Annotated in this window: 11 protein-coding genes; 5 read left to right on the forward strand and 6 right to left on the reverse strand. The window is 50.5% G+C overall.

What is annotated here, in order from left to right:
- Positions 1–29: 29 nt before the first annotated feature.
- A complete protein-coding gene (gene aat, locus ABXT40_RS08530; RefSeq protein ID WP_443645194.1) occupies positions 30–710 on the forward strand; it encodes a leucyl/phenylalanyl-tRNA--protein transferase in 681 nt (226 codons plus the stop codon).
- Here the strand turns inward: aat and ABXT40_RS08535 are convergent.
- The 3 genes from ABXT40_RS08535 to ABXT40_RS08545 form a co-directional block, all read right to left on the reverse strand.
- Positions 707–1,186 (reverse strand): DUF2155 domain-containing protein, encoded by a 480-nt coding sequence (locus ABXT40_RS08535; RefSeq protein WP_443645195.1) that lies wholly within the window; start codon positions 1,184–1,186, stop codon positions 707–709. The two genes, aat and ABXT40_RS08535, sit on opposite strands and share 4 nt — an antisense overlap.
- Before the next feature lies 1 nt (position 1,187).
- Entirely contained in the window at positions 1,188–1,640 is a 453-nt protein-coding gene (gene mlaD, locus ABXT40_RS08540; RefSeq protein WP_443645196.1) for an outer membrane lipid asymmetry maintenance protein MlaD, read from the reverse strand.
- 79 nt (positions 1,641–1,719) lie between these two features.
- Complete coding sequence (locus tag ABXT40_RS08545) at positions 1,720–2,076, reverse strand: NADH:ubiquinone oxidoreductase subunit NDUFA12 (RefSeq protein ID WP_443645197.1); 357 nt, start codon at positions 2,074–2,076, stop codon at positions 1,720–1,722.
- A 501-nt stretch (positions 2,077–2,577) separates the two neighbouring features.
- Here ABXT40_RS08545 and ABXT40_RS08550 point away from each other — a divergent pair.
- The 3 genes from ABXT40_RS08550 to ABXT40_RS08560 all read left to right on the forward strand — a co-directional run bounded on the left by ABXT40_RS08550 (position 2,578) and on the right by ABXT40_RS08560 (position 8,137).
- Complete coding sequence (locus ABXT40_RS08550) at positions 2,578–6,231, forward strand: vitamin B12-dependent ribonucleotide reductase (protein ID WP_443645198.1); 3,654 nt, start codon at positions 2,578–2,580, stop codon at positions 6,229–6,231.
- Between the two features lie 206 nt (positions 6,232–6,437).
- Positions 6,438–6,905 (forward strand): RidA family protein, encoded by a 468-nt coding sequence (locus ABXT40_RS08555; protein WP_443645199.1) that lies wholly within the window; start codon positions 6,438–6,440, stop codon positions 6,903–6,905.
- Between the two features lie 86 nt (positions 6,906–6,991).
- Positions 6,992–8,137 (forward strand): GNAT family N-acetyltransferase, encoded by a 1,146-nt coding sequence (locus ABXT40_RS08560; protein WP_443645200.1) that lies wholly within the window; start codon positions 6,992–6,994, stop codon positions 8,135–8,137.
- Between the two features lie 32 nt (positions 8,138–8,169).
- On the opposite strand, the gene clpA is transcribed toward ABXT40_RS08560, so the two are convergent.
- Complete coding sequence (gene clpA / locus ABXT40_RS08565; protein ID WP_443645201.1) at positions 8,170–10,467, reverse strand: ATP-dependent Clp protease ATP-binding subunit ClpA; 2,298 nt, start codon at positions 10,465–10,467, stop codon at positions 8,170–8,172.
- Positions 10,468–10,472: 5 nt separating this feature from the next.
- The gene (clpS, locus tag ABXT40_RS08570) at positions 10,473–10,790 is read right to left on the reverse strand and encodes an ATP-dependent Clp protease adapter ClpS (protein ID WP_443645202.1); all 318 of its coding nucleotides are present in this window, start codon (positions 10,788–10,790) and stop codon (positions 10,473–10,475) included.
- 272 nt (positions 10,791–11,062) lie between these two features.
- On the opposite strand from clpS, the gene ABXT40_RS08575 reads away from it, so the two are divergent.
- Entirely contained in the window at positions 11,063–12,454 is a 1,392-nt protein-coding gene (locus ABXT40_RS08575; RefSeq protein ID WP_443645203.1) for a serine hydrolase, read from the forward strand.
- On the opposite strand, the gene ABXT40_RS08580 is transcribed toward ABXT40_RS08575, so the two are convergent.
- Positions 12,443–12,847: a GFA family protein gene (locus tag ABXT40_RS08580; protein ID WP_443645204.1), complete on the reverse strand. Its 405-nt coding sequence runs from the start codon at positions 12,845–12,847 to the stop codon at positions 12,443–12,445. The genes ABXT40_RS08575 and ABXT40_RS08580 overlap by 12 nt on opposite strands.
- Between the last annotated feature and the right edge of the window lie 15 nt (positions 12,848–12,862).

Raw genomic sequence — 12,862 nt, forward strand, 5'->3', positions numbered from 1 at the left:
CTTCGCGCCCCTTTGGTTAGAGGCATTGCATGTCTGATCACTATATCTATTCGCCCGAGACAATTGTCAAAGCCTATTCGCTTGGGCTGTTTCCGATGGCTGATAGCCATGACAGTCTGGACATAAAATTCTATGACCCTGATCGGCGGGCGCTGATCCCGATTGATCATTCGCTTGGCCGCGGCGTTCATATTCCGCGCCGGTTGCAACGCCGTGTTCGCCAAGCGCCCTATGAGGTTACGCTGGATCAGGATTTCACTGCGGTCATTGACGCCTGCGCGGCACCAAGTGAGCAACGCACCGACACATGGATCAATAAAGATATCCGCCAGCTTTATATCGCGCTTCACAAGATGGGCTTTGCCCATTCGATTGAGGTTTGGTCAGATGGCGCACTTATTGGCGGGCTATATGGTGTGGCGCTGCGGGCGGCCTTTTTTGGCGAGTCGATGTTTTCGCGCAAAAGCGATGCCTCGAAAATCGCGCTTGTTCATTTAATGGCGCGGCTTCGCCACGGCAATTTCCTATTGCTTGATGCGCAATTCACCAATGATCATTTACAACAATTCGGCGTAACCGAAATTGACCGGTCAGAGTTTCAAGGCCGCCTTGACGAGGCGCTTGCCAGCGATGGTGATCTGCATTTTGACACGCCAAGCGCCGCCTTGGTTACGCCCTATCTCGATCAATTGGCAAAACACCAAGTCTAATCGGCAAAACAGGCAAGAAGTGTCAGATCATAAACCGGATGTTCAAGCGCCGATACCGCTGGGCTGGAGGAAAAAATCCAGCCGGAGAAAACCTGCTTTGGGGCAAGCCCGTCATAGCCGCGATCACGAACGGTGATAAAAGCGGCATTTTCCGGCGGTTCTTCAGGCGGATGAAAGGCGCAGCGATTTATGGTGATTTCCAGCGTGCCATAAAACCGCGCCGCACCAACAGGCGCTTCAACGGTTGAAATGCGAGCCGTAATTTTATCAAGCGCCTGCAATCGCGCCTTGTTCCCATCAATCCATGTCGTCGCGCCAGCAGAACCTGCCAAGAAAGCACCTGCCAAGAAAAAGCCTGCCAAGAACGGCATAAGACAGGCAATCGCAGCGGCACACCGCCGCCAGACGCTGACATGCCCAGATTTTGCGTGAATGGCAAACCAGATGATTGCTGATTGGCGCATCACCTGAGGCATATTAATTCGCCGTATTATTGGATGAGAATACAGCCTTGCCAAGAAGATCACTGAGGCTGATTGGGTCGCGGGTGTCATAAATCACCGCACCAGCCGCAAGCGTGTCAGTGGCGGCACCCGGCATTAATTCAAGATAATTGCCGCCAAGAAGCGAGGCGGCGGTAATGCGCGCACTGCTATCGCTTGGAATTTTAATCGTTGGTTCAATCGCCATCGACACTTTGGCAACATAGGTAATGGGATCAAGTTGCTGCGCCGTGATCTGCCCCACTTTAATGCCCGAAATGCGTACATCATCACCGACCGACAGGCCGCCTGTGCTGCCAAATTCGGCGGTAATCTCATAGCCGCCACTACCTTTCACATCTGCGGCTTCATAGGCAAGCGCGACAAATCCAGCCGCCGCCAACAAAACGATGGCGCCCATAACGGTTTCCAAAGTATTGCGATGCATGGCTGTTATCTCCTAGCTACTTAATCCGAAACGCGTGACGCGGCGATACAACAATATCACCCAACAATGATCACATGATTCAGGCTGGGTTCCAAGGCTCATAATCACCGGTTGCTGGCTTGCGTTTTCCGCCTTTGAGCATATGTCCATCTGGGCGATAGGCGTGGGTGGTGCCAGTTACATTCGGTTGATGTTCCTGCTGCCACACATGCTTGTCATAACCACCAACCGGCGGTGGTGTTGATTCGGTATGATGCAGCCAGCCATGCCAATCGGCCGGTACTTTTGACGCTTCGGCAATACCGTTGTAACGGACATAACGGCGCGGCGGCTTACCGGCGCGGGCGCGACGTTCTTCATAATATCGGTTGCCAAACTGGTCAGTGCCAATCTCGTTCGCCGTTAGCTTGAGCGTCATCAAAGTTACGAAATCCATCGACCGCCTGCCCTCTATGCTTTGCTGTTTTGAGTTTGTCTTTTCGCTGCCCCACTATAGGCGCAAGCAACCCAGCGCGTCCAGCCATCAACCAGCCCATGACCTAAAATATTTTTATCTGCTAATGCGATTACCATGGTACCCCCATATCAGCCCGCTGCGTTTACAGCCGATTGCGATAAACGTTTTTTTGCCGCATTTTTTTGCCTAATTCTCACATTACTGTGTGTCTGAAAATAACTTTTCATCAGAGACTTACTCTCAGAAGTGACACTTGATTGGTAAGAGTAAGACCCTACATCAGGGCATTTTTATGGCATTTTTTTGTCCTTTGACGCGTTTTGGCTATTGTCCATATCCCTCTATATAATGTAGTTTACTACCGATCCGCACGCTACATGTTGTGACTAAATCCATATCAAACATCGGTAAGATCAAGAAATTAAACAAAATTCTCAGCTATATGAGTTGTGATTAAAAACGTAATAAAGGAAAAGATAGATGCATTTTGAAAGACGGTTCACGACATCTGGTCAAGACGCCTACGCAAATGTTGAATTTAGGTCAGCAACAAGTGAGATTCGCAACCCAGATGGTACGATCGTGTTTCAGGCTGAAAATATTGAAGTACCAGCCCAGTTTTCACAGGTAGCAACCGACATTCTGGCGCAGAAATATTTTCGCAAAGCCGGTGTTCCTGCAGCGCTAAAGCGGATTGAGGAAACATCAATCCCATCATGGCTATGGCGCAGCGAGGCTGATTCGGCCGCGCTTGCCAAGCTTCCTGAAGACCAGCGCTATTCTGGCGAAATGTCAGCCAAGCAGGTGTTCGACCGGCTTGCCGGCACGTGGACCTATTGGGGCTGGAAAGGGGGCTATTTCACTAGCGAAGACGATGCTCAAACCTATTTTGACGAAATGCGCTATATGCTGGCAACGCAGATGGCCGCACCAAATTCGCCACAATGGTTCAACACCGGCATGCATTGGGCCTATGGCATTGATGGTCCAAGCCAAGGCCATTTCTATGTCGATTACAAATCTGGCAAGCTAACCCGTTCGGCAAGCGCATATGAGCATCCGCAGCCACATGCCTGTTTCATTCAATCGGTCAGCGATGATTTGGTGAATGAAGGCGGCATCATGGATTTGTGGGTTCGTGAAGCGCGCCTGTTTAAATATGGTTCGGGCACTGGGTCGAACTTTAGCCGTCTTCGCGGCGAAGGGGAAAGCCTGTCAGGTGGCGGCAAATCATCTGGCCTGATGAGCTTTTTGCGCATTGGTGACCGTGCAGCGGGTGCCATTAAATCAGGCGGCACAACCCGCCGCGCGGCCAAAATGGTAACTGTTGATGTCGATCACCCGGATATTGAAGCCTATATTGATTGGAAAGTTGTCGAAGAACAAAAAGTAGCCGCGCTTGTTGCTGGCTCGAAGCTGGCGCAAAAACACATGGCCGAAGTGATGGCAGCTTGCCATATCACCGAAGGGCTTGTTGATGACGAGCGTTTTGATCCAAAAGCGAATAAAGCGCTGAAAAAGGCGATCCTGTCTGCCCGTAAATCAATGATCCCTGAAAATTATGTGCAGCGGGTTATCCAGTTTGCCCAGCAAGGCTACAGCGACATCGAGTTTAAAACCTATGATACAGATTGGGACTCAGAAGCCTATCTGACGGTCGCGGGTCAAAACTCAAACAATTCGGTTCGCGTTAGCAATGAATATTTGCAGGCCGTTCTGGATAAGGGCGATTGGGAATTGATAAAGCGGCGCGATGGCGGCGTGGCGAAACGTATCAAAGCAGCCGACCTGTGGGAAAAAATTGCCCATGCAGCATGGGCTTGTGCTGATCCGGGTCTACAATACGACACCACCATCAATGAATGGCATACCTGCCCTGAAGGCGGCCGCATCAATGCGTCGAACCCATGTTCAGAATATATGTTCCTTGATGATACGGCCTGTAATTTGGCGTCATTGAATCTGATGCAGTTCCGCAAGGAGGATGGCAGTTTTGACATTCCGGCGTTTGAACATGGAGTTCGGTTCTGGACATTGACGCTTGAAATTTCGGTGTTGATGGCGCAGTTCCCGTCAAAGGAAATTGCCCAGCTATCTTATGAGTACCGCACCCTCGGTCTTGGCTTTGCCAATATTGGTGGCTTGCTGATGGCCGAAGGTCACTCATATGACAGTGATGAAGGCCGCGCGATCTGCGGATCAATCTCGGCAATCATGACCGGCGTTGCCTATGCCACTTCAGCTGAAATTGCCAGCGAAGTTGGCGCGTTCCCTAATTACAAGAAAAACGCCAAACCTATGTTGCGGGTGATGAATAATCACCGTCTAGCAGCGCATGGCAAAAGCGCTGGCTATGAAGGGCTGGAAATCCTGCCTGTGCCGCTAGACATCAAATCCTGCCCCGATCAAACACTTCCCGAAGCGGCGAAAGCAGCGTGGGATCTGGCAGTTGATCTCGGTAAAAAGCATGGCTATCGCAATGCACAAGCAACAGTGATTGCGCCAACCGGCACCATCGGCTTGGTCATGGATTGCGATACCACCGGCATTGAGCCTGATTTTGCAATCGTCAAATTCAAAAAGCTGGCCGGTGGCGGTTATTTCAAGATCATCAACCGCGTTGTTCCAGAAGCCTTGCAGCGTCTTGGCTATGCGCAAAGCAAGATTGACGATATCATCACCTATGCTGTTGGATCAGGCAGCCTGAAAAACTGTCAGTCAGTCTCGATCAACGCACTGAAGGACAAAGGATTTGGCGATCAGGAACTTGCCAAAATCGAAAGCAGCCTTGGCAGTGCCTTTGATGTGAAATTCGTCTTTAACCAATTCACCCTTGGTGTTGATTTCTGTAAAACCAAGCTTGGTTTGACCGACGCGCAGCTGAATGATTTTGATTTTAACCTGCTTGAGCATCTTGGCTTTAGCAAGGACGAGATCGAAGCGGCGAATATCCATGTTTGTGGTGCGATGACCCTTGAAGGGGCGCCGCATCTGCAAGACGCGCATTTGCCAATCTTTGATTGCGCCAATGTCTGTGGCCGTATTGGCAAGCGTTTCTTGTCAGTCGAAAGTCACATCACCATGATGGCCGCCGCCCAGCCATTCATCTCAGGTGCCATTTCAAAAACCATCAATATGCCAAATTCGGCAACGGTTCAGGAATGTGGTGAGGCTTATATGCAGTCATGGCGTCTTGGCCTGAAAGCCAACGCGCTTTACCGCGATGGATCAAAGCTTAGCCAGCCTTTGTCATCGGGTCTGGTTGACGATATCGACGGGGAAGAAGAAGTCGTTGAAACACCAATGGCCGCAGCGTCACCGCAAGTGATAGAAAAAGTGATCGAGCGGGTTATCCGCGCCGAGCGTGCACGCCTGCCGCATCGCCGGAAAGGCTATACACAAAAGGCAACTGTTGGTGGGCATAAGGTTTATCTGCGAACCGGCGAATATGAAAATGGCCGGATTGGCGAAGTGTTCATTGATATGCATAAAGAAGGCGCTGCCTTCCGCTCATTGATGAATAATTTTGCCATCGCTGTTTCGATTGGCCTTCAATATGGCGTGCCATTGGAAGAGTTTGTCGAGGCTTATACATTCACCCGCTTTGAGCCGCAGGGCATTGTCACGGGTAATGATGCCATCAAGATGTCGACCTCAATTCTTGATTACACATTCCGCGAATTGGCGATTTCCTACCTTGACCGAAGCGACCTTGGCCATGTGAATGTCGATGATCTTGATGTGACAACAACCGGAACTGGCGATAGTCAGTCTGAGCTGATGAATCGTGTCACCAGCCATGGCTTTATCCGTCGCCAAGGGCTTGTTGTCTATTCCAATGATCGCAGTGCAGCCGTTGCCGCCACGCAAGATGTGGCTGCTGAAACAATGAGGGTGCAAGAGCCAAGCCCATCGACAACAAGCGAAATCGGACTTGCCAGCGATACGGCAAGTGAAGTTGCCAGCGGTGCCAATCGTACAAAGAGCGGCCAAAAAGCAGCCGACCTTGTGCAACAGGCCCGCATGCAGGGCTATGAAGGCGAAGCCTGCCCTGAGTGCCAGAACTTTACACTTGTCCGCAATGGCACTTGTTTGAAATGCAACACCTGTGGCGGAACCACAGGCTGCAGTTAAGCTCTCCCTGCAGTGCAACCTGCAGACCTGGCCCCACGCTCTATCGTGGGGCCTTTTTCTTGTCTAAAACAGGTATCTGATCATCTGAACTGGCTTGCTATCCAGCAATGATTATGCAAGCTTCGCAATCAGGATATGGACTATGATGGGGTTGGTTGAAGGCCATCAACCATCGAACCTCTTCACCAGTTTAAAGGAGTATGACCATGACAAGCAAAGTAGAACAGCGTTTGCAAGAGATTGGCGTTAACATCCCCGATGCCCCAAACCCAGCGGCGAATTATTTGCCATTTACCCGCACTGGCAATCTTGTTTTCGTGTCAGGACAGGTTCCTTTTGTTGATGGCAAGCTAACCGTTACCGGAACCGTTGGCAAAGATGCCAGCATCGAAGATGCGCAAGGTCAGGCAAAGGTTTGCGCGATCAATCTTTTGGCGCAGCTTAAAGTGGCCTGTGATGGCGATCTTGATCGTGTTGTTCAGGTGGTCAAGCTTGGCGCCTTTGTCGCGTCAGCCGATGATTTCCACAGCCAGCCGGTTGTCGTCAATGCCGCATCAGATTTGATGGTTGCAGCTTTTGGTGACGCTGGTCGGCATGCACGGTTTGCCGTTGGCAGCAACGCATTGCCGTTAAATTGTCTTGTTGAAATTGATGGTGTGTTTGAAATCGAATAACACGCCATCTTTGTTTCAATTCTGTCAAAAAATGAACCGGTCAGCCCGCAACGGGCTTGTCCGCCAAGGATCGATTTGCAAGCCTCATGAATGGTAGTGCGCTAAATCTTCATATCAGCACCGAAATGGCGGCAATCGACGCCGCCGAATGGGACGCGCTTGCCGGACAGGCAAATCCCTTTATCAGCCATGCCTTTTTGCAGGCGCTGGAAAAAGGCGGTGCGGTTGGCGGCGACAGCGGCTGGGATCCGATGCATCTGCTATTGCGAAGCGATGACGGCCAGCTTCTTGGCACCATACCAAATTATCTAAAGCATCATTCCTATGGCGAATATATTTTCGATCATGGCTGGGCCAATGCCTTTGAACGCGCTGGCGGTGCTTATTACCCAAAATTGCTTGCTGCGGTTCCTTTCACGCCAGCAACCGGCCCCCGCTTTCTGGTTCGTGATAACCGCACCGATTTAAAAACTGCCCTAGCCAAGGGCATGGAAACGCTGATGGAGAAATATCAGCTATCGTCAGCGCATATTAATTTTCTGCCATCTGACGATGCGCATCAGCTTGCCGCCGCAGGCTGGCTTGACCGAGCCAGCGTCCAGTTTCATTGGCATAATCAGAACTATGCTGATTTCGATGATTTTCTGGATCATCTGTCATCACGCAAGCGCAAAAATATCCGTAAAGAGCGTGCCTCGATTACCAAGGCTGGCGTTACCATGCTTCGGCTTACCGGTGCGGCAATCACCCAAGGTCATATTGACGCTTTTTTCCGATTTTACATGTCCACCATCGACCGGAAATGGGGCGGTGCCTATCTGACGCATGAGGTGTTTACCCAGCTTGGCAAAACCATGGCTGACCGCATGCTTTTGGTGATGGCCGAATATGAGGGCAACATTATCGGCGGCGCACTTAATTTCATTGGTGATGATGCGCTTTATGGTCGCAATTGGGGTGCCGATATTGATATTCCCAATCTCCATTTCGAGGCTTGTTATTATCAGGCGATTGATTTTGCCATCGAACATGGCCTATCGCGGGTCGAAGCGGGGGCGCAGGGCTTTCACAAAGTCCAGCGCGGCTATCTGCCCGTTACCACTCATTCGGTGCATCTGATTGCACATGAGGGGTTTCGTGACGCTGTTGCGCGCTTCCTAGACGCGGAAAAGCTCGGCGTCGAGGCCGAGAAAAACCACATCGCCATGACCAGCCCCTTTAAAGCCAGCTAGCCCCATCTTGGGTGATATCTTATCTGGCTTGATTAACTACCGTGCGGTGCGGGCAACGCGGCGCGTTTATTTCCACCCGAAATCGCTTTTTGCGGTGGAGCTTTGACCGTAACCGTCAAAGCATCATCGGCAACATTGACAAAAACAAGTCCGCCACCAACAAGCCCACCAAACAGCATTTCATCGGCAAGCGGCTTTTTGATATGTTCCTGCACAACCCGCGCCAGTGGCCGCGCGCCATATTTGGCGTCATAGCCACGTTCGGCAAGCCAATCCATCGCCGCTTCGCTCAATTCAATTTCGACATTACGATCAGCAAGCTGGGCATCAAGCTGCATGATAAATTTATCAACAACCAACCGGATGACATCTTTGCCAAGCGGCGCAAACGGAATAATCGCATCAAGCCGGTTACGGAATTCAGGCGTAAACATTTTCTCGATGGCTTCGATATCGGCGCCTTCATTATGCGTACGGTTAAATCCAATCGCCGATTTTGACAATTCCTGCGCTCCGGCATTTGTTGTCATAATCAAAATGACATTTCTGAAATCAACAATTTTGCCATTATTGTCGGTCAATTTGCCGTGATCCATGACCTGCAGCAAAATATTGAACAAATCAGGATGCGCTTTTTCGATCTCGTCAAGAAGCAGAACCGCATGCGGCGTCTGATCAACGGCATCGGTCAACAGCCCACCTTGGTCAAACCCGACATAGCCCGGAGGCGCACCAATCAGGCGCGATACCGTATGACGTTCCATATATTCGGACATATCAAACCGCATCAGCTTGATGCCAAGCGTTTCGGCAAGCTGGCGCGCAACCTCGGTTTTACCAACGCCTGTTGGGCCGGAAAACAGATAATTGCCAACCGGCTTTTCGGCATCACGAAGGCCAGCACGCGATAGCTTAATCGCTGATGCCAAGGCGGTAATGGCTGGATCTTGGCCAAACACCATACGTTTCAGATCGGTTTCAAGCGATGCCAGCACGGCCTTGTCATCACGGCTAACATGCTTTGACGGAATCCGCGCCATTGTCGCCACCGTGGCTTCGATTTCTTTCTGGCCAATTGTTTGGCGGCGGCGTGATGGTGGCAGCAGATTTTGTGCCGCCGCAGCTTCGTCAATCACATCAATCGCTTTATCGGGCAATTTGCGATCATTGATATAGCGGGCAGATAGATCAACCGCGGTTTTCAAGGCCGCACCAGTAAATCGAACTTTATGATGATCTTCATAGCGGCTTTTCAGGCCGTTCAGAATTTTGATTGTATCGGGGATGGTCGGCTCGGCAACGTCAATTTTTTGGAACCGGCGCACCAGTGCACGATCCTTTTCAAAATGGCCGCGATATTCTTTATAGGTTGTCGACCCGATACAGCGAAGCGTGCCTTCCTGCAATGCAGGCTTTAGCAGGTTTGACGCATCCATCGCACCGCCAGAGGTTGCCCCTGCGCCAATCACCGTATGGATTTCATCAATGAACAGGATGGCATTTTCGTCACCTGCAACCGCTTTCATCACGGCTTTCAACCGTTCTTCAAAATCGCCGCGATAACGGGTGCCAGCAAGCAATTGCCCCATATCCAGCGAATAGATCACCGCCGTTGCCAGAACATCAGGAACATTGCCGTCATAAATTCGCAAGGCAAGCCCTTCGGCGATGGCGGTTTTGCCAACACCCGGATCACCGACATAAAGCGGATTGTTTTTCGTGCGGCGGCATAAAACCTGGATCGTACGGTCTAATTCACGGCTGCGGCCAATCAATGGATCAATCCTGCCAGCCGCGGCCTTGGCGATCAAATTGACAGCAAACTGGCTAAGCGGGTCCTTGCCGTCTTCGCCAATGGTTTCGCCAGCCTGATCTTCGCTCTGGCTTTTGGCCACACTGTTGTCGGCGCCGTGGCTGATAAAGGACACAGCATCAAGCCGTGTCATATTCAATGATTTCAGAAACCAGACAGCATGGCTTTCGCGCTCGGAGAAAATCGACACCAGAACATTGGCACCGGTGGCCACTTCCCGCCCTGATGATTGCGTATGAATGATGGCGCGCTGGATCACACGTTGGAAACTTGCCGTTGGCTGCACATCGACATTGCCGTCGGGGTCAACAATTGATGCCAGTTCAGTTTCGATGAATTCAGCCAGCTTTTTGACAAGGTCATCAATATCAACATTGCAGGCATGCAGGACTTCAAGCGCGTCACTATCTTCGGTTAGCGCCAACAGCAAATGTTCTAAAGTGGCAAATTCATGCGAACACGATGCCGCATTCGACATGGCGCGGCGCAATGTTTCTTCGAGTTCGCGTGACAGCATTTTGCCTATTCCTTTTCCAGTTGTAATTGCAGCGGATGATCATTCTTCCGCGCATAATCAATGGTTTTTTGCGCTTTGCTTTCGGCGATTTCGAAACTATAGACACCGCAAACGCCAACACCACGCTGATGCACATTCAGCATGATCTGGGTGGCTTCATCTGCCGAACGACCAAAAAATTTCTGCAAGACATGCACAACGAATTCCATCGGTGTATAGTCGTCATTGAGCATAATGACTTTATACATTGATGGCTTTTTCGTTTTAGTACGGCTGTCGAGGATTAACTGACCATTGCCGTTTTTATCGTCTTCATTTGCCATAAATTCTCTTTTAAACCTTCGTAATTCAATCATTCTTAAAGGGTGTTGAATATAGCACAGAAACAAAACGTACGCCCCATCCTTTTGATATTGGTATCGCATCCATCAAGGAAAAGGGGTGCAGCAAAAAAACTTTCGCAAATACATGATGCGAAAATATTGCAGTTTATTGTCCAAATTTTGGCAAGATTCTTGAATAGAATCCTAATTGCGTTATGCTTTGCAGCGCAGTGTTATAAGATAGTCATAATTTCGGAATGGGGCAGGCCTTAATGGCACGATCAAATGTAGCCAAGACGCTACTTAGCAAGCAGCATGCATCCTTCCGGTCACTCAATCGCCGTGGTGACAAATTTTTATTTTCAATAAAATCCGGCCTTTTGGCTTTGTCACGGCTTGGGGGTTTTCGCCCCGGTAAATCCTTTTTGACAATGATGATTATCTTTATGGTTGGGTTTGGGCTGTCTGCAACACAAGCTAAAGCCAGCAAATATGCGTCAATCGTCATTGAAGAAGCCACTGGCAAAGTACTGTTTTCGCGCAATGCCGATAATCTGCGCTATCCGGCATCCTTGACCAAAATCATGACGCTTTATCTTTTGTTTGAAGATATCGAAGCGGGGCGCATGACGCTAAAAAGCCGAATTCCAGTTTCCAAAACGGCCGCTGGTCGTTCGCCATCCAAATTATATTTGAAACCGGGTCAATCAATAAGCGCCGAACAAGCCGTTTACGCGCTGGTGACAAAATCGGCCAATGACGTGGCAACAGCGCTTGCCGAAAAACTGTCTGGCACGGAACGAAAATTTGCCAAACGCATGACCCGCAAGGCCAAGGCGCTGGGCATGCGACGTACGGTTTTCAAGAACGCCTCTGGCCTGCCAAACCGTCAGCAGAAATCGACAGCGCGTGATATGGCCGTTCTGGCCGTTGCCATGCGACGCGATTTTCCACAATTTTATAAATATTTCAGCACCCAAAGCTTTAACTGGAGAGGCCGTAAATACGGCAATCATAACAAGCTTTTGGCAAAATATAGCGGCACAGATGGCATCAAAACAGGCTATATTAATGCATCGGGTTTCAATCTTGTTGCCACGGTCGAACGCAATGGTGTTCGGCTGATTGGCGTTGTGTTTGGCGGGAAAACATCACGTAGCCGCGACCGGCATATGATGCAAATTCTGGATAATCAGTTCAAACGCGTCAAAACCATCACGGTTCGGCGTGCCGCGCTTGCCATGCCAACAACCTTGCCAGTGGCACCACCCGAACGCGGCGACAAATTGCCCAAAAGCCTGCCAGTCAGCAAAACCAAGACCCGGCCAGCCACAGCACCAAAAAAGACCGAGTTTATCCAGCTTGATATCGCAAGCGCCGCCAACCCTGCCACTGATGAGAACCCAAGCTGGAGCGTGCAAATTGGTAATTTTGCCCAGCGTGTCAATGCTCATCGCGCGGCGATTGTGGCACGGCGCACGGCCGATGGTGTGCTTGGCATGACACCGGCAAATTTGCATCTTGTCACGCGTGGCGCAATTCCATTATGGCGGGTTCGATTTAATGATCTTGAAGAAGATCAGGCGCGGGCAGCCTGCGCGGCGCTATTTGCCGCTGGACGGCCCTGCATTGCCATTGACGTGTCGCCAATATCACGCGGCTAAGATAGCTTTGGATTTTTTACCCCGAAACTGATTATCAAGATGCGGTAAATCATAGGGGCGCAGCCGATCCCAATGCGGGTGGCTATTGGCAAAAATCTGGCCAGCAATCACCAGATCATTGGCATCATCAAGCATGCCAATGGCAACTGATATTCGAGCGATGCCATTTAAGCGATAAAACAGCGACGCACCACAATTTCGGCAAAATCCGCGTTTGGCCCAGGCCGAACTGTCATACCAGCCAAGCGTTTGCTGGGCGGTCAGCTCAAAGCTGTCATCCGGAACCGAGGTCGAACCCCAGCTAAGACCGGCAATCTGAAAACAATCACGGCAATGGCAACCACCTCGGTAAATTTTACCTTCGGTGATGGCGATATCTTTGACATGAGCCATAGCTTCCTCCCACAA

This window comes from Candidatus Ponderosibacter sp. Uisw_141_02, assembly GCF_048087665.1.
Lineage (GTDB): Bacteria > Pseudomonadota > Alphaproteobacteria > Puniceispirillales > Puniceispirillaceae > UBA3439.

Coding starts and splice junctions, on each gene's coding strand:
- ABXT40_RS08555 (WP_443645199.1), top strand. CDS start 6,438: ATGACAAGCAAAGTAGAACAGCGTTTGCAAGAGATTGGCGTTAACATC.
- ABXT40_RS08575 (WP_443645203.1), top strand. CDS start 11,063: ATGGCACGATCAAATGTAGCCAAGACGCTACTTAGCAAGCAGCATGCA.
- ABXT40_RS08545 (WP_443645197.1), bottom strand. CDS start 2,076: ATGGATTTCGTAACTTTGATGACGCTCAAGCTAACGGCGAACGAGATT.
- ABXT40_RS08535 (WP_443645195.1), bottom strand. CDS start 1,186: ATGCCTCAGGTGATGCGCCAATCAGCAATCATCTGGTTTGCCATTCAC.
- ABXT40_RS08550 (WP_443645198.1), top strand. CDS start 2,578: ATGCATTTTGAAAGACGGTTCACGACATCTGGTCAAGACGCCTACGCA.
- ABXT40_RS08580 (WP_443645204.1), bottom strand. CDS start 12,847: ATGGCTCATGTCAAAGATATCGCCATCACCGAAGGTAAAATTTACCGA.
- mlaD (WP_443645196.1), bottom strand. CDS start 1,640: ATGCATCGCAATACTTTGGAAACCGTTATGGGCGCCATCGTTTTGTTG.
- aat (WP_443645194.1), top strand. CDS start 30: ATGTCTGATCACTATATCTATTCGCCCGAGACAATTGTCAAAGCCTAT.
- ABXT40_RS08560 (WP_443645200.1), top strand. CDS start 6,992: ATGAATGGTAGTGCGCTAAATCTTCATATCAGCACCGAAATGGCGGCA.
- clpS (WP_443645202.1), bottom strand. CDS start 10,790: ATGGCAAATGAAGACGATAAAAACGGCAATGGTCAGTTAATCCTCGAC.
- clpA (WP_443645201.1), bottom strand. CDS start 10,467: ATGCTGTCACGCGAACTCGAAGAAACATTGCGCCGCGCCATGTCGAAT.